Raw genomic sequence first — 17,162 nt, 5'->3', positions numbered from 1 at the left:
CTTCAGCCCACTATGTTGCGTGGCTCGCCACGCACAAATGCTTCGATGTTGTCCACCAATTGATCGGCCAAAGTCTGAATCGCCTCTTCGCTCGCCCACGCCACATGCGGCGTGAGAATGAAGTTGGGACGCGACGCCAGTTGCATCAGCGGATGATCCATGGGCGGCGGCTCCACCGACACCACATCGAACGCCGCGCCGCTGATCTGCCCGGCGTCGAGCGCCGCGCCAATCGCAGACTCATCCACCAGACCACCGCGCGCCGTGTTGATCAGCAGCGGCTTCTTGCGCATCAACGCAAACTCCGGCGCACCAATCATGTTGCGCGTGGCCGGCGTGAGCGGGCAATGCAGCGTGAGCACATCCGACTGCGCCAGCGTTTCCTCGAACGGCGTGTAGAGCGTGCCCTGCCCCGTCACACCCTTGAAGCCCGAAAACAGCACGCGCATGCCGAGCGCACGCCCCATCGCAGCCGTCGCCTGACCCAGCACGCCGTCACCGATCACACCCAGCGTGGAACCCGCCAGATCGCGAATCGGATAATCAAAAAAGCAGAACTGGCTCGCCTCGATCCAGCGCCCCGCCTTCACCGCATCGCGATACGCGCAGATGCTGCGGCGCAAAGCGAAGATCAGCGCAAACGTGTGCTCGGGCACCGTGTTCACTGCGTAGTTGCGGATATTGCTCACCACAATGCCGCGCTCGCGACAGGCCACTACATCCACGTTGTCGGTGCCGGTCGCAGCCACGGCCACCATCTTCAAACACGTAGCCGCTTCAATCGTTGCGCGATCCAATCGCACCTTGTTGACGATGACAATGTCCGCATCCGCAATGCGCGAAGCCACATCTGCGGGCGCTGTGCGCTCATGCACCGCCAGCTCATGCGCAAACGCCGGAGCGCGCAGCACGGTGCTCGGGCACAGCGTCGCGCGGTCAAGAAAGCTGATCTTCATGCCGGAACCTCAACACCCAAACGCTTGAGCGTCGCATCGATCCACTTCTTGTCCAGAGTGCCTTCTTCAATTTCGCGAATCGTCACCTTCTCAGCGTCTTGCTTGCGACGCGTGGCCTCCAGCAGAGCTTGGGCCTCATCGATCGGCACGCACAGCAGACCATCCGCATCGCCCAAAATCAGATCACCGGGATTGATCACCATGCCATTCAGCGAAATCGGCACATTGATGGAACCAGGACCATCCTTGTAAGGCCCGCGATGCGTGACACCCGCTGCGTAGACCGGGAACGCCCCCGCCCCAATCGCATCCACATCACGGATCGCACCGTTCATCACAAAACCGGCGATACCGTTCTTGACGGCAGTAGCCACCATCAACTCGCCAATCAGCGCATTGGTCACATCGCCGCCCGCATCCACCACGATCACATCACCCGGCTTGGCCATGTGCAGCGCCTTGTGGATCATCAGATTGTCGCCAGGCCGGGTCTTCACCGTGAACGCCGGGCCCGCCAGCACGCCCGTGGAGTGATACGGACGCAAACCCGCACCACCCGCCGTCATGCGCGACATGCAGTCACTCACATTGGCCACCGGCAACACGCGAAACGCTTCGACGATCTGAGAGTCCACCCGACGGGTAAGAGCGCAAATTTGAAATCCGTTCATTTCCATTGACTTTCGTATTCGGTTCCGCTCGCCCGGTGAACACGCCGTTCAGCGAGGCAGCGACAAAAGTGTAGGAAAGGGAATGGAAGAAAAAAAGCGAATTTATTTTCTTTAAAAACATCGCTTTTTTTGATGATTTGGACAATCCATCTATCCAGAATCGCAGCGGTAGCCCAGTGGAATCGGCCAATGCAAACCGCTCTGCACTACGCACCGTCACTCAATAGCCCAAAGTAGCTCCACATCCATCACACTAGCTACGGGCTGACCATTGCGCCGCGCTGGATTGAGGAGCGTTCGCCCCAAGTATTCCAACGAGGCCTCGACCTTGAGATTGTCCTGAGGACTCAAGACCATCCAACGCTCCAAGGTGCCGCTGGCCGATATCCAGACTCTCAGCTCAATGCGTGCGACATCGCTCGGCCAATGCTCTGCCAAAACATACCACTCACCGACTGGCGTTGCGGACTCGTCCAGATCGCCTTTTTCAAAGTACTCCCGGTCGCTTGGTCTTATCCGCTCGCCCTCTGGTGCATGGCTGCTCTCGGCCAATATCTTCTTCGATTCGACGCCAGTATGAGCGACACTCAAATCCGCCTCAGACAGTGGGGAGCGATCAGACAGGGCGGCTTTTGTGACATCCGCTGGCAAACGTACCGGGACCGTCTGCTTCAACAGCTCTACATGCACGACTTGCTCACGGCTGGTGTTCAGCGCTGCATTGTCAAGGCCTTCGTTGGGCATGTTCAACACTGAAAACAATCCCAGATGCAGAAGCAGCGAAAGAGCAAACGCGAGGAAAAAACGGCCTCGCCACACCCTTTCGGCCAACCGAGACCAGCGAGTAAAAATTATTTCCAGCAATAGTCCAACGCAGCCTTCTCACTCGCAAAGCTTGGATATGTGCCCGCTTTCAGCGTTTTACGTCCATATTGGTCCACTTGATAGGTGCCACACTTATCACCCGTCATGGCACCTGATGGCACAGCTTCTATCATGAAGGTATCACGATCCAAAGAGCTTCCCACCAGGGCAACCGTGTACTGCTTGGTACCATCTGCCGGAGCTTGACTCAAGTGTGCGGGGTACAGCGAGCTCGTCGCAGTACCCACGCTATTCTTATCGTAACGATAGCTCTCCGTGTAAAGCCTCTCCATCCATTGCTGAGCAGACATCAGCACAGTCTTCGCCTCTGCACGTCGACTTTTGGCCACAAACTCCTTATAAGACGGATATGCGACGGCAGCGAGAATTCCGATCACCGCCACCACGATCATCAACTCGATAAGCGTAAAGCCACTTTGTGATTTTCTGTTCTTCATGAATACGTCTCTTTATTCGGGAGTCAACGTCCGAATGCCTGGAATTTCGCGCCAATGCATGCGTGGCGTCGAGCTATAGCAGATCACAGCGTCAGATGTGCCACCCAACGTGATGAATGAACGTTGGCCTGGGCCACAGATTGCCTCTTGCTTGGTGCAGTTTGCATCCTGACCGTCTCCATCACATTTGCACCCTTCCGTGCCACGCGTGCAATTCACTGTGACTTTGGTGCGCCCTCTCGACGGATTGTTCGAGGCATAGGACACTTTCTGATCCTGAAAGTTAGAGCCAGCAACCAGTACCTTATCGCTGCCAACTGTCACTGCCCCCTGACTATTGCGCTCCGCTTTGCCTGAAATCGGATCAACGGTATACAGCGTTGCGTTGGGAGTTGCATTGCATGCCACTGCTGCTTCGTCGGCCGTAATGGGGCGTACGGTCACAAAGGAAAATACGCCTGCATTCAACGACGGATTGGAGAGAACGGACTCTTGTGTCACGGGGAAATTCCAATACCAGCCATCCTTGGTCGTCCAATCAATGACGTCACCTGTCAGCGTCACCACGCCGCCGGAACCACGAGAAGCCGTTCTGGAGACCAGTGTCGAAGTACCCGAAGGCAAGTCACGCGACACGTTCAGCCCCGTGCGGTCCCAAATACCGTAAACCCGGTAAGTCATGCCAGTCGCGAAGTCGGGTGTCTCAAACGCATTGCCGGTCGCAAAGTTCACGAGCAAACCTCCTTTGCCCATGTACAACAGCACAGGCGCTGTCGTGATGGGAAGCCCCTTGGTCACTCCACTTACCGTCGTTGTAGCTCTGTACAACGGTTTATTGGCGTTGTTGTTGCCCTTGTAGGCAACATCCCATGCGGTGTCATCTGCTCCGGAGAGGTTGAACTTCCACATATTGCCTTGCAGGTCTCCTGCATAGGCCACATCGGCAATGCCATCGCCGTCGTAGTCCTCCCAACGTGGAGTAGACAACCCATTGTTACCCAAGGTCGCATCAGCCACGATTTTCTTGTACTGACCAGTCCAATTGCCATTGTTGGGGCCCTGAACGTAGAGGATGTACAGCACAGCCTTGCCGCTCGCAGATTTCTGCCCATTCCCGAACATTACCGCATATTTTCCGTTGTTGAGCCTTACAACCGGAAGTGCCTGATTGGATACCGTGTGCAGTGTTGTGTCACTGATGATGTAGCCGAGGTCAGCATCATCATCAGACGTGAATTGCCACTTGAACACGCTCGAAGCATTGGTCTCCGTCAATGAGCCCACATCGGACACGTCGAGCGCGTAAATTGCCTTGCCGCCCCGACCCAATGCCCCAAACAAGTAGGAGCGCCACTTGTCCTTGTTGTCGTCCTCGTTGGCACTCGTGCCAATGTTTACATCAGCCACGAAGGGGCTGCCATCCACATACGCCCAGACGATACCATCTGGCTTGCTCTCCACATCGTTGGTTGTAAAGTTGACACCATTGATACGCGTACGCGCAGTGGTTCCGCGCTGCAATGGAATTTCGGCCAAGCGATTGGCGAGCACGCCTGGTACATAAGCAAATACCTCAGCGCCGGTCTTTGCATTGAAGGCATGCAGCATTCCGTCATTTGATGGCACCCACAACAATTGCTTGCGATCCTTGTTGTCGTTATAGAACGTTGAATAGCCCTTGTAGCCGGAGCCATAGAATGCCGCGCTTGGTGCTGTCTGCAGCCAAGGTGTGCCGTTCACCAGTGGTCCCAGTAGATTGGATTCGCGCGCGCGGAGTCCATTGGGACCTTCAAGTGTTTGATTGCCGCGTATGTAATTCAGCACATGCTGAGCATTGGCAGTGGAGACTACGTTAGTGCTCGCCGTTGTCATCTGTGTCTGATATGCCGTGCCCACAGCCCCCCAACGGAAAGCCACACCCGCACCCGCAGCGTTGGTGATGATTTCTCGGGATCCACCTTGGCTATTGGAGTGCGTGTCATAGAGAAGCTTGCCCGCTTCCCATGTATAGAGAGGATCAAAATAGCCTTCGCTGTTGATCTTATAGGCCTCCAAGGTTCCCGAAACGGATGCCGCGTCGAATTTCGCTACGTACTTGAATTCATCGGTAATGAACTGCGCGGAGGAAATAGCGGGGGCAGCATTGGATGACTTGACCAATGCATCCAAAGCCTTGCGCAATTGAGTCTCCAGAATGTCCGGGCGACGAGCGAGAAAGTAGCCATCTGGAACGCCATCACTTCCCGAAGTTCCATCAGCCTTCAAGCGATCCCACGACTCCTTGTTTGGAGGCATTGACAGATCGGTATAAGTCCCGCTGGAGCTGCGGGTGCTCGATGTGAAATAGCCGTACTTGGCGGCATACCACAATGGATCTTGCACAAGCACGTTATCCACGCCAATCATCTGAAATGTTTCGCTGTAGGGGTAATCGGCATCACGAATGACGTTCCAAGCCGAACTCACGTTGCAACGTGAAGCGCCCGCAGTGCTTTGCAAGCACTGCAATTCGCCTTCCGCGCCGGCCATGATGGCATCGCTATTCATATGTCGGTGTGTCAGATACCGCTTGTCGCGATTCGTCCCCATCACGCTGAAACCATGGGTCCCGGTGTCACCCGCACCGACATTCAAGATGTCCGTCGTGATTTTGATGTTGTATCCCGTCGGGCTGGGTTTGGCTGTAGTCGCACGCTCTACGTCGTATCGAATGAATCCGGCAATATCCATGTCGTAGTCACCACCCAATTGCGCATCGTTCCATGTCACGACGAATGCACCATAGGGCATGTTCGTCGATGGATGAGTGCCCGAGCTGATTGAGGCAAACGTCAACAGTGCCCCGGGCATCTGCTTGTTTCCGCCTCCGTTCCACAAACTCTCTGGCGTGATGTAGACATACTTGGTAGGGGATGTGCCAGGAATGGGAACTTCAATACGCGCTGCACCACCTGAAAGCGAAGCGGCCAGTGTCTTCACCTTCAACGCATCCTGTACTGTCTGGATATCGGGAGGAGGTGTCGTGAGATTGCGAATTTTGGCAGTGTTGGCATACAACGCCGCTCCTGCCACCTGGTAGGTGCCGCCCATGCCAGGTGCATCTGGACATACACCAGATGCAAGAGAAAGCTGACCGAGTGTCTTGCTCGAGCACGATTGACCAAATGTTCCGTCAACCGTACCAATCGATCTGACCGTACCGTTGATGCCTTCGGCAACGCCAATTTTGTCCGTGTATTGGGCTATAGAGCCTGACTTGTTGACAAGCGTGTTGAATGCAGTGGAAGCTTGCGAATCAGCTCCACCTGTCTTGGTGGCACCGTCAAAACTCAATGCACTGCTGGACAACGCCATCGTGTACATCGGCCTGCAAACCGAATTTCCAAAAAGGCCGCGGCGTACGGCATTATCGTTCGACAGTGGGTCATTCCAATCCTGCACGACAAGGCCTTTGCTCTCGTCTTTGGTTTTGGCAGGTGCATTGGTCTGTGACACCCCTGCGTAGTACTGCAGAGCCTGCACCACCATTTCCCCTATCGGATTCCCCCACGCAGGCAGTGTCCCATCGCTCAAATCTTTAGGGAGTGGTTTGTCACTTCCATAGTCTGCAGCGACTCGCCCATAGAGAACAAAGCTGTCAATCGATTTGATGGCGCCGCTCCCTTTCGCTCGACCATCTGCCGTGTTTCCACTGCATACGCCGCTGGCGCTGTGGCAAAAGACGCCTGTGTCGATGTTAATCTCATCGGAGAAATCCCCCATCCGCTTGCGCAACGCACCCGCATTCGTGTTCTTGTCATAACTGCCTGTCAGAACACCGAATTCCGCACGCGCCGAAACCGACGCACTGGCGGCCAAGCCGAATTCCTGGAAAATACCATAAGGCTTATAGTTCGATGTAAGGTTGGCGGGCACTGCCATGCAGCGCTCCTCACCTAGCATGGATGGGCTGCATACTTGTACCCGCACATTCAGCTCGGAGGTGCCAGTTGCGCCAGTAACACTGTCCTTGGTACCGTCTGGTGGATCCACCTCGTGGGAAATCCCCCCATTGCCTTTGTCCGCGTCAAGATAGTAGCGGCCAAGCTTCTTGCCAAGCACACCTACCCCCCATTCGCAGACCGTTCCTTCAACCGTAGCCCAAAGACGGTAGTTTCCTTTGGCCAAACGTATGACAGGAGTGCCGCCTTCGCCCATAACGGTCGAGCGGTTGCAAATACTCATGCCGGCGTAGACGTTCTTGTTGCTGCCTGTGGCTTTTGTCAATTGGGCCGTCGTATACGGCGTGTAGTCGCGGATATCCGTACCTCGGTAGTACTTCACAAAAGAATGAGAGTCCATCGATAGGTTAGTTCGCTCCAAGACGGTCAGTGAACTCGTGACTGCCGTGATGAGACCACTGGCGTCTTTGGTCGCCGTTGCTGTGTCTGTACTACGTTTTCCCCCATAGAGCATCTTGCGAATCACGTCCAGGCGAGTCATGGTCGCCCAGTTCATGAAGTTGCCACTCCACTGGTTTGAACCTCCGCATACATACCGCCCATCTGTCGATACCGTCGCTACAGCGTTGGGCTCAAATCGGCTATTGGTATACGTATAGCACTTGGTAGGATCGAAATATCCGTAATACTTGAAATCTGGCTTGAATGTCGTGTCGATCACGCCATCACCATCCAGATCTTCAAAGTCCGTATAGATAGGACCAAACAGCGTGTGGTCCTTTGACGTCGCCAACATCAGCATCGGCTTGTTTGACGAGCTGACAATATTCGGTGGAATAGTGGCTCGCGGCGTGGACACCTCTACGGGAGTCGCCTGCACTGTCGACAATACGACGGCGACACCCACAAAGGCTCCACTCAACTTTGTCCAACGACTGAATTTCATAGGATTCCCCTCACTTCTTCGCGAATGCCTGCAAGCAGGTATCTGCGTATCAATCACGGCATGAAAATGGTCTGAAGGACCACTTGCGTACGCTCTGAATATCCAAAACCACGTGCCGTGATTCGGTACATGGCGCCCCATTCATTGGGATTGCTGCCTTGACCACTCACCTGCGTCTCGACCAAATTCATTCGCACGTTTTTGCGTCTGAAATACTCGATCATGTACTCTGGCTGTCGTGCAACGCCCGTGATTGCGGCCGTGCCCGTATACGTTCCCAATGGAACACCTCCAGTGAACGAATCACAGTTATTGGTATCGACTGGGGTTCGTCCAGGCTTCGTACTCGCTTTGTCATTCCACAACCCACTTTTGCCGCCGGGCCACCACGGCTCTGACGTAGTGCCGCTGGCAGCCGTCCAGCTTGCTGTGGCATACGATGCATCAGGAAAGGTGCAAAGCCCCTTTTTGCACTCCTGTGAGAAATCATTGGGGTTCAATGCAACCTTGCCTCGACTGCAAGACGCATTGCTTGCCGCAGCACTGTATGCAGTCATGAAATCTCGCTCGGCATCGCGCAGGGCCGCCTCTGCAGCTTGCCAAGCCACCGCTTGGTCAGTTTGATTTCGAGCCATTCCTTCGGCCAAAATGGACTGACGCGCGGTCCAAAGGCCGATGCCAGTGATGGCGATGAGGAAAAGCATGACAACAACCAATGCCACGCCACGCTCGGAAACACGCCATTGGCTAGCGTGAGCTTGTAGGACCTTGGATGTGACGCTTCGAGTTTCGATCAGCATATGCTCTCCTTGCCCTTAGTAACTCAGCCGCAGAGCATTTCGAACACCAAAAATCTGTTCGTATCGGGCTATGGCATATCCTGTGGGTTGCTTGGTAGTTGTTCCTGCGCAGTCAACGTATGTGGATTTGGTTCCTGCCATATCAGACACTCGAGTATTGCTGCCCAACGTTCTGGTGAGAATGCAAACCCTTACTGCCGTCACGCGCTGCCATGCGGTAAGTGCAATGCCGCTGACATTCAGTGGAGCCTCTGATGCCATCTGCGTTGCGGTCAGAAATTTGGCTGGCGCAAGCGTATTGTTTGTCGACTTGGGATCGTACGAAGTGTAGATTCCATAGGTAAACTGCATATCTTCTACGCCAGCCACCATCGGCTGGTATTCCGCTGCTTTTGAGTGCCAATTGCTTCCATTGCCACTGCAGGCTAGGCTCTTTGTGGTGATGTCACTGGTATCCACAAACATCTTGGTACTGATTAGCGTGTAGCGATTCGAAACGAACAATGGCTGCCTAGGAGGCAACTTCGGATCGTCCGTAGCATTCTTTTTTCGCTCCGCATTGCTTGGATCCGCATCGACGTTCGCGCCGCTGCAGTCGCGTCGCGTCCCCGGCGCGTCAATCGTATCGTTGGTGAAGTAATTGATCACCAGCGTATCTGCACTGCCCGATGCACTTGTGCAGGTACTGGAGCTGGTATCGAAGGGCCCACTGTCACACCCAAAGATGCCCGATTTGAAAGCGGTTGGAGGCCAGTTCGTTGAACTGTCTTCCCAATCCGTTGGCGCACGAGGGCTACTTTCGTATGGGTAGTAGCCATTGAACATCCCAAACTGCGTTGCCGAGTAGTAAGGATCATTTTTTTCAAAAGGCAAGATCGTCGCAGGATAGAAACCCGCATTCATGAGATCCCGACCAATCGTCTGCAGCACGAAGACTCCGGCTTCGCGACTGCCGCTTGTGCGGTCAAGCGAGCGCTGACCTTCGCGCGACGCCAGATATACGTATGCCGCACCGGCAATAATGACGAGGCTTATTGCCATTGCGATCATCAACTCGACGAGAGAGAAGCCGCGCTGATGCGAATGAGATGGATATTGCATGGCGCTCAAGGGACAAAGCGAAAACGTGCGCACTTGACACCGGCTGGAGCAGCGGCCTTTTCGGGGCAGCAGGACTGTTCAGCCATGCCAACTGGAGTGTTGGAAGAGCAGATCGGAGCCTTTTCCAGCTTGCGAGCCAAAGGATCTGACGAAGCCGTCGCTGCCGCTTGCTCTTTATCGAACCACATCAACGTGAGTAGCACACCGGTTGCTCGCCCTCCCTCGATCATGGCAGCTCCCTGAGGGAGCAAAGCACGCACATTCTGGCGCCATATGACGAGATCGTAAGCAGCACGTTCTGATTCGGTGCACGCATTTGCCGCACAGTTCGTGCTGACAGACAGGGCATCTGCTTGCTGTTTCGACCAATCATCAGCAACGACAAATTTGGACAGAGTTGACGGCTGGTCTGCAAGCAATGGATCCGTGAAACCTGGACCGGCCATGAATGGATTGATCCGTATCTTCTCCGTCAAATCAGACAAGAGCGTCGCAGTAGATGCGCGAGCCCATGTATTGATCTTGTACTTAGACGTTGCGGCTTGCAGCCCAGCCATGCCAAGCAAGCCTACCGCAAGAACCAGAATCGCGATCATCATTTCAACCAACGTCACGCCACGCATCTGAGTGCGTATGTGCCCTGCTCTCAGTTGTATGTTGCGCATGTTTTGTCCCTCGGAATGAATCTGGTTCGCCCCATGCTATCCAGACAAATGTTTTTGCCGAATCGTAGATTCATAGGGTCGTTATCACTTTCGCCATATGTCAGCTTGAAGATGCGCGCAGCGCTCAGCGAAGGATTTCCTCTGGCATTGAAGAGCAGATAAGCGTCATCGTCGTTCTTGAGATGTATGCTTTCATCGGTAGACACTCTTGCCAAAACGACATCCGCGAGGGCAGGCTTAGTCACGCTGCCATCACAAGTTGGATTCAAAAAAACAATCCACCCTTGTTGCCAGTCAGTCGCAGAAGCGGCGCATTGAGGAGCACTGCCTGAAGCATTGGTACTCAAGCATATGGAGGCACACACATTTCTCCCAACCGCTTCGTTGCGTGCACGCTGTACAGCCCCGGAAAACTCATTTGCCACGTTATCCATCCTGCTGCGGACAATGAACTCTTTCAGAGAAGGCGCAGCCAGCATGCTCAATATGGCCGCAATAGCCAATGTGACCAGCAACTCGATCAATGTGAACCCTCTGGCATGCAGAATGCGCGGAGCTGGGCGGTATGTATCCATGCTCGTGATTATGGTTACTAAATGAGACATCAAGAAACCGCATGTCACCTCGTGCTCACCGCTAGTCCAGTTCGCCAGTCGATCAAGCCCATTGAGCCGTTTGCATATGGAGGCCGCCACGATGTAGGAGAAATCCCAATTCACCGCCTGGGCTCAGCAGTCCATCAACCAAAGGGCCATGCTCACACGACAATGCACCATTCAGTGCTGAAGAAGGCTCTTGTGGAAATTCAGGATGGCCCATTCGAAGATGCTCAATAGAGATGCTGTAACTTGCCCCACTCGAACTGCATCCATGCACTTACACGCTGCCGCCGCTCTTCTACTTGTTCGATTCATCGAGAGGTTGATCCCACCAGCCCTTTTGTGGGTACTGACGTTGACAGCAGCCCTCCTCACCGGCTGCGCCTCCCCCAAACTCCCCACCAACGTAGACCGCCCCATCTCCACCGCTGCCAAGCCTGTGGCTGATTCACAGCTCGCGCAAATCACCCAAGCGCGCAAACAAAAAGAAAACAAAGCAGGCACATCCGCCTCCGGTTTCATGTTGCTGACCGGGCCGCAGACTGCGTATGGCAGTCGCTTGGCGTTGGTGGAAAACGCCAGGCAGTCGCTGGATCTACAGTACTACGCGATTCATGCAGATGCGAGTACGGGGAGGTTGATGCGTGCGATTGTGGATGCTGCGCGGCGTGGGGTTCGGGTGCGGATTCTGCTCGATGATTTTCATGGCACGGGGCGCAATGCGTTGGTGATGCGCATGGCGTTTGTGCCGAATGTACAGATGCGGATGTTCAATCCGCTGCCCGGTGATCGGGAGAACCCTGTGAGTCGCATGTGGCACGCGGCGACGGATTTTCAGCGGGCGCAGCAGCGCATGCACAACAAGCTTTTTCTGGCGGACAACGTGATGGGCGTGATGGGTGGGCGCAATCTGGGGGACTCGTACTTTGGGAATGCGGAGTCCAACTTCATCGATGCGGATGTGTTGGTTGCTGGGCCGCTGGTGGAGGATTTGTCGAGCAGTTTTGACGAGTACTGGAACGACAAGCGTGCGTATCCGGTGCAGTCGCTGGTCGACAAGAAAGATCTGGATCGGATGCGTGCGGAGTTCACCCAACGGGATGAGGCGTCACACAACGCCGATGCGATGCAAAGCAATGCGGAGTCGCAGGGCAGCCCGTCGTCGTCGTCATCATCATCATCGGAGTCTGCGCGCAGTACTGGAGGCGCCAGGCCACAACTGCCCGATGGCGAGTCGCGACCACGCACTGGCGACACGGTCACCAAGGAACAGCGAGCGCAGGCGTGGGACATGAAGGCGCTCGATCTGCGCAAGATGCCGCTGATCTGGGCCAACGCCATCATGCTGGCGGACAAGCCGGGCAAGATTCCGGCGGTGGATGCGGATGGGCAGACCGATCCGATGACTGCGCGCGCGTCGACCGTGGCAAGCCAGCATGCGGCGAAGACCTTGCAGGGGCCGAATGGCGGCAGTCGTGGTGTGGCGGCGACCAACGACAAGAAGGCATCCAGCAGCGCAATGCCGCCCGCTGTCATGCCGGATTCGGTGGTCGATGGGCTCATCAGTCTGATCGACTATGTGCACAAGGATCTGCTGGTCGTTTCGCCCTACTTCGTGCCAGGTGAGCGCATGATGGCGACGTTCAAGGCGGCGGTTGATCGCGGCGTGCGTGTGCGCATACTGACGAACTCGCTCGCGTCCAACGATGCACCTGTCGCGCACATCGGCTATGCGCGCTACCGCGAGCAGTTGCTGAAGAATGGCGTGGAGCTGTTCGAGCTGGACAGCGATCCCAGCAATCTGCGCGCGGCCTTTGGCATGGGGAGCACAGGCAGTGCCACACCGCAGGCGCAGCGCATGATGCTGCACTCGAAAGTGCTGGTGCTCGATGGCCAGTTGACGGTGATTGGATCGATGAATCTCGATCAGCGATCCAAGCTGCAGAACACGGAAATCGCGGTACTGGTGCGCAGCAAGAAATTGTCGAAAGAGACCACACAGCTCATCGAGCAAGGACTCACGCACGGCTCATGGCGCGTGGTGCTGGAGAACGGCGAACTGGTCTGGAAGCCGCCACTGGGCAGCGATCTGAAAGAGGAAGCGACCGATCCAGATACCAGTCTGCCGCTGCGGATGATGCTCAAGTTGCTTGGCCCGTTCGTGCCCGACTCGGTGCTGTAGTGCCTGCCTGCAGAATCAGTGCGTCAACTGCCAGTCGACTTCTTTCTGACTGGGCTCGGTCACTTCGAATGGACCATGCTGCGTTTTGAGCCATGCGGTGATGTCGCGCTGATTGCGCATGGTGCGCACATGGTTGAACGCGTCTTCCGCTTCTGGAAAGCGTCTGCGCATCAGGTTCAGCCATTGCTTGAGTCGCCCGGCGCGCTGCGCGGGTTCGAGGTCGGCGCACACCATTTGCCAGAAGCGGATGATGTGCTGCCCCAAGTCTTCCCACTCAACGATGACAGAAGGCGGATGGCCCGCATCGACCGAACGGATCGCGAGCGCCAAGCCGGGATCGGCCACGATGCCGCGCCCGATCATGAGATCGCCGCAGCCCGATTCGCGGCGGCAACGCAGCGCGTCATCGACGGTCCAGATCTCGCCATTGGCGATCACCGGGATGTTGACTGCAGCACGGATTGCGGGGATGCGCTCCCAGTATGCGGGTGGACGATAACCGTCGGCCTTGGTGCGTGCATGCACCACCAGCTCGCACGAGCCGCCACCCGCCATGGCCTGCGCGCAATCGATGGCGAGGCTGTCGTCGTCGTAGCCGAGGCGCATCTTGGTGGAGACGATCATGTCGGCGGGCACAGCGCGACGCACGGCTTCGACGATGCGACCAATACGATCGGGCTCACGCAAAAGTGAGGCCCCACCGCCATGCCGGTTCACGACCTTGGCGGGACAACCGAAGTTCAGATCGACGCCGAACGGCCCCAACTGCGCCAGTCGCGCTGCGTTCTCCGCCAAGCTCTCGGAATCGGAGCCCAGCAATTGCGGACGCACCGGCACGCCGGACAGCGTTCGGCTGCCGTTGTGCAGCTCGGGGATATAGCGATAGAAGACGTGGTCGGGAATCAGCCTGCCTGTGACGCGAATGAATTCCGACACGCACCGATCCGAGCCACCCACCCGGGTCAGCACATCGCGCAAGACGAAATCCAGAAGCCCCTCCATCGGGGCCAGCAGCAGTTGCATAGCAGATGCTAGAAGTTGGCAATCACGTCAACAAGACCAACGAAACTCTCGCGCACTCAGGCATGGGAAGCAATGCCCACGCCCCCGCGCGCTCGCCCCTCAGACGGCCGCGGAGCAGGCCAAGCGAGGGACGCCGTGGAACCGGCTTTGCCGGGCCACTGGCGTCGTCCCCCTTCCAGGGGGAAGGCGCGCCAGCGCCTCAGGGGGTCATCCATGCACCTGTCGCTTGAGACGAACTTCCTCGACCTTCACGCCGCCAACCACGTGCGTCTTGGCTGTGGTCATTTCGCGCTTGAAGCCGGCCATTTCATGAAAACGAAGTGCGCGCTCATTGCGCAGCGGCACCCATGAGGTCACGGTGGTGCAGCCTTCTTCCTGAAGACCATCGCGCGCGGCATCCCACAGGGCAAGGCCAACGCCTTTGTTCCAATGGGTGGGAGAGGCGTAGATGGCCCAGATTTCACCTGTGGTGGGGCGGCTCTTTTCATCGCGTGAGCGATCAAAACCAACAAAGCCAACGATCTTGTCGCCATCCACTGCGACCTGCACTTGAGGCTCGCAATATTCGATGGCTTCGCGCCAATAAGCCTGACGCTTTTCCACCGAAGACATGGATTTCAACTGGTCGTCTGGCACAAGCCCACGGTAAGCCTCCAACGCAGAGGATGTGTGAACCTGGGCAATTGCTTTGGCATCGCGAAGTGTCGCGGGACGGACCTGAATACTGGACATGAGGAAACGAAAACGTGTGAGACAACGAAAAACCCAACATTCTCGCAAAAATGTGGGTTCGACTCACGCGCTCATTTGTATCCATAGCGGACAAGCTGCTTTTTCCACGTTGTGCTTGCCTAAATGGCCAACATGGTTCATAGCAGTTTTGCACTGAAATGAAACACAGCCCCGAGCGTGATCCCGGGAGGCGTTCAGAGCAGCTTGCGCAACAGCGACATGATACGGTCAAAACGAGGGCCGTAAGGCGGATAGAGCATCGCGCCCATCGAAAAACGCGACTGCACCAGCACCGACTTCTGATGGCTGAATCGCAGATACCCCGCCTCGCCGTGGTAGCCGCCCCAGCCGCTGTCGCCCACCCCGCCGAAAGCCAGTCCGTCGTGCGTGATGTGCATCAGCGTGTCGTTGACGCAGACGCCGCCGCTCACCGTGCGCGCCAGCACCGAATCGCGCACCGCATCGCTGCCGCCGAACCAGTAGAGCGCCAACGGCCTTGGCCCGTTGTTGATCAGCGTGATGGCATCGTCAAGCCGGTCATAGACCACGACGGGCAGGATCGGCCCGAAGATTTCTTCCTGCATAAGCTGCATGTCCTGCGTCGCGCCAAACACCAGCGTGGGTGCCATCTGCCGCGCCACGCCATCGCCGATGCTGGTGGGCGGTGGTGGCGGCGTGCCCGGCTGCTGCGCCATCACCTGCACATCCGCACCTTGCGTCTGCGCCTGCTGAAGCATGTTGCGCAGGCGTGCGAGATGGCGCGAGCTGATGATCGAGGCGTAGTCCGGATTGCCTTCAAAGTACGGAAACAGCTTGGCGACGGCCGCACGATAGGCCTCTGTGAACGCGCCCTCCTTGCCGCGCGGCAGCAGGATGTAGTCGGGCGCGATGCAGGTCTGTCCGCCATTGAGCAGCTTGCCATGCGCGATCTTGAGCGCTGCATCGTTCATGTCGCAATCGGCATCGATGATGCACGGCGACTTGCCGCCCAGTTCCAGCGTCGTCGGCGTGAGATTGGCGGCTGCCGCCTGCGCCACCTTGCGCCCCACCTGCGTGGAGCCGGTGAAGACCAGATGATCGAACGGCAGCGAAGCTACCAGCGCCGCAATCGCACCATCGCCCTGCACCACGCACATTTCATCGGGCGCAAAAAATTGCGAAACCAGCACCGCCAACTGGGCCGAGGTATGCGGTGTCAATTCGCTCGGTTTGATGATCACGCGATTGCCAGCGGCCAGCGCATCGATGGCAGGCCCCAGGGCCAACTGCACCGGATAGTTCCACGGCGAGATCACGCCCACCACGCCCAACGGCTGCGTCTGCACAAAGCCGCGCGCCGGCATCAGATACAGCGGCGTGCGCGCACGGCGTGGCTTCATCCAGCGGGCCAGCTTGCCGAGCGTGTGCGAGAGCTGCGCGTGCAGCACAAAGAAATCCGCCACTTCGGTGAGCCGCTGCGAGCGCATGCCGAAGTCCGCCTGCACCGCCGCAGCCAGCACGGGCGCGTTTTCGTCGAGCAGCTTTTTCAGGCGCAGCAGACGTTCGCGGCGCACCAGCAAAGGCACCTCCACCTGCGCCCGGCTGGCCTGACGCTGCAGCTCAAACAATTGGCGAATGTCTTCGGGATGCGTGTGGCTGGTCATAGACTGACCATCATATCGACGCACCGCTGCGCGCCATCGAAGTACCCCGAAGTCGCTTGGAGAATTTGTATCAAGGTTCAGTCCCATCCAGCCCACAAAGCAAAACGCCGCTGAAGAAAATCTTCAGCGGCGTTTTGCGATTGTTGACGATGATCAGAGGATCAGCGCGAGAGCCCTGTCAGTGCGCGTCAGTGAATCTCACGCGGTTGAACGTCTGTCACGTCCGGCGAAGGACGCAGGCCAGCGCTGCGCATGGCACCACGCGCCAACCCCGAATCATCGGCAGATTCACGGTGCGGAGCAGACCAGCGAGCGGTGCTGTTGTACACCGTGCTCCAGCCCGAACGTGGGTCCATTCGCATGGCCCAGGGCACGATCGGCTGGCCCGTGAGCTTGGCCCACAGAGCGCGCGCACCCCACACGAGCGCCAGCAGCAGTGCGGCTGCGAGCACGCTCAAGAAAACCACCACCGCGCCCGCGATGACCACGAGGCGCAGAACAAAACGGGCGATACCGGACAGCAATTCGTTCAAGATCTTTCCTACCTTTCAAAACCAGTGAGTCGAGGCCTTTCGTCCATC

14 protein-coding genes are annotated in these 17,162 nt (G+C 56.9%); 1 reads left to right on the top strand and 13 read right to left on the bottom strand.

Annotation, left to right across the window (positions count from 1 at the left end):
- Positions 1–2: 2 nt before the first annotated feature.
- From G7048_RS17780 to G7048_RS17740, 9 genes are all read right to left on the bottom strand, one after another.
- Positions 3–956, bottom strand: coding sequence for a D-2-hydroxyacid dehydrogenase (locus G7048_RS17780; RefSeq protein WP_166069423.1), 954 nt, complete (start codon positions 954–956; stop codon positions 3–5).
- A complete protein-coding gene (locus G7048_RS17775; RefSeq protein WP_166069422.1) occupies positions 953–1,627 on the bottom strand; it encodes an RraA family protein in 675 nt (224 codons plus the stop codon). Before G7048_RS17775 ends, G7048_RS17780 begins: the two co-directional genes overlap by 4 nt.
- A 216-nt stretch (positions 1,628–1,843) precedes the next feature.
- Positions 1,844–2,371, bottom strand: a complete 528-nt coding sequence (locus tag G7048_RS17770) for a hypothetical protein (RefSeq protein WP_166069421.1) — start codon at positions 2,369–2,371, stop codon at positions 1,844–1,846.
- 107 nt (positions 2,372–2,478) lie between these two features.
- Positions 2,479–2,949 (bottom strand): type IV pilin protein, encoded by a 471-nt coding sequence (locus tag G7048_RS17765; RefSeq protein ID WP_166069420.1) that lies wholly within the window; start codon positions 2,947–2,949, stop codon positions 2,479–2,481.
- Positions 2,950–2,961: 12 nt separating this feature from the next.
- Positions 2,962–7,836 carry a pilus assembly protein gene (locus G7048_RS17760; RefSeq protein ID WP_166069419.1) on the bottom strand — a complete coding sequence of 1,625 codons (4,875 nt, stop codon included), beginning with the start codon at positions 7,834–7,836 and terminating at the stop codon, positions 2,962–2,964.
- Between the two features lie 53 nt (positions 7,837–7,889).
- Positions 7,890–8,636, bottom strand: a complete 747-nt coding sequence (locus tag G7048_RS17755; RefSeq protein WP_166069418.1) for a PilX N-terminal domain-containing pilus assembly protein — start codon at positions 8,634–8,636, stop codon at positions 7,890–7,892.
- A 15-nt stretch (positions 8,637–8,651) separates the two neighbouring features.
- On the bottom strand, positions 8,652–9,737 hold the full coding sequence (locus G7048_RS17750) for a PilW family protein (RefSeq protein ID WP_166069417.1): 1,086 nt from the start codon (positions 9,735–9,737) through the stop codon (positions 8,652–8,654).
- A 5-nt stretch (positions 9,738–9,742) separates the two neighbouring features.
- Complete coding sequence (gene pilV / locus G7048_RS17745) at positions 9,743–10,402, bottom strand: type IV pilus modification protein PilV (protein WP_166069416.1); 660 nt, start codon at positions 10,400–10,402, stop codon at positions 9,743–9,745.
- On the bottom strand, positions 10,384–10,977 hold the full coding sequence (locus G7048_RS17740) for a GspH/FimT family pseudopilin (protein WP_166071038.1): 594 nt from the start codon (positions 10,975–10,977) through the stop codon (positions 10,384–10,386). Before G7048_RS17740 ends, pilV begins: the two co-directional genes overlap by 19 nt.
- Positions 10,978–11,356: 379 nt before the next feature.
- On the opposite strand from G7048_RS17740, the gene G7048_RS17735 reads away from it, so the two are divergent.
- Positions 11,357–13,183: a phospholipase D family protein gene (locus tag G7048_RS17735; protein WP_240933019.1), complete on the top strand. Its 1,827-nt coding sequence runs from the start codon at positions 11,357–11,359 to the stop codon at positions 13,181–13,183.
- A 15-nt stretch (positions 13,184–13,198) separates the two neighbouring features.
- Here the strand turns inward: G7048_RS17735 and G7048_RS17730 are convergent, their stop codons facing one another.
- From G7048_RS17730 to G7048_RS17715, 4 genes are all read right to left on the bottom strand, one after another.
- Complete coding sequence (locus G7048_RS17730) at positions 13,199–14,206, bottom strand: tRNA-dihydrouridine synthase (protein ID WP_166069413.1); 1,008 nt, start codon at positions 14,204–14,206, stop codon at positions 13,199–13,201.
- Positions 14,207–14,413: 207 nt separating this feature from the next.
- Positions 14,414–14,938, bottom strand: coding sequence for a GNAT family N-acetyltransferase (locus G7048_RS17725; protein WP_166069412.1), 525 nt, complete (start codon positions 14,936–14,938; stop codon positions 14,414–14,416).
- A gap of 194 nt (positions 14,939–15,132) precedes the next feature.
- Positions 15,133–16,581 carry an aldehyde dehydrogenase family protein gene (locus G7048_RS17720; protein ID WP_166069411.1) on the bottom strand — a complete coding sequence of 483 codons (1,449 nt, stop codon included), beginning with the start codon at positions 16,579–16,581 and terminating at the stop codon, positions 15,133–15,135.
- A gap of 188 nt (positions 16,582–16,769) precedes the next feature.
- Positions 16,770–17,114, bottom strand: a complete 345-nt coding sequence (locus tag G7048_RS17715; protein WP_166069410.1) for a hypothetical protein — start codon at positions 17,112–17,114, stop codon at positions 16,770–16,772.
- Positions 17,115–17,162: the final 48 nt, after the last annotated feature.

The sequence above is a fragment of the Diaphorobacter sp. HDW4B genome, assembly GCF_011305535.1.
Taxonomy (GTDB): domain Bacteria; phylum Pseudomonadota; class Gammaproteobacteria; order Burkholderiales; family Burkholderiaceae_C; genus Diaphorobacter_A.
The sequence above is the reverse complement of the archived record's forward strand: the minus strand, read 5'-3'. Positions and strand labels throughout refer to the sequence as shown.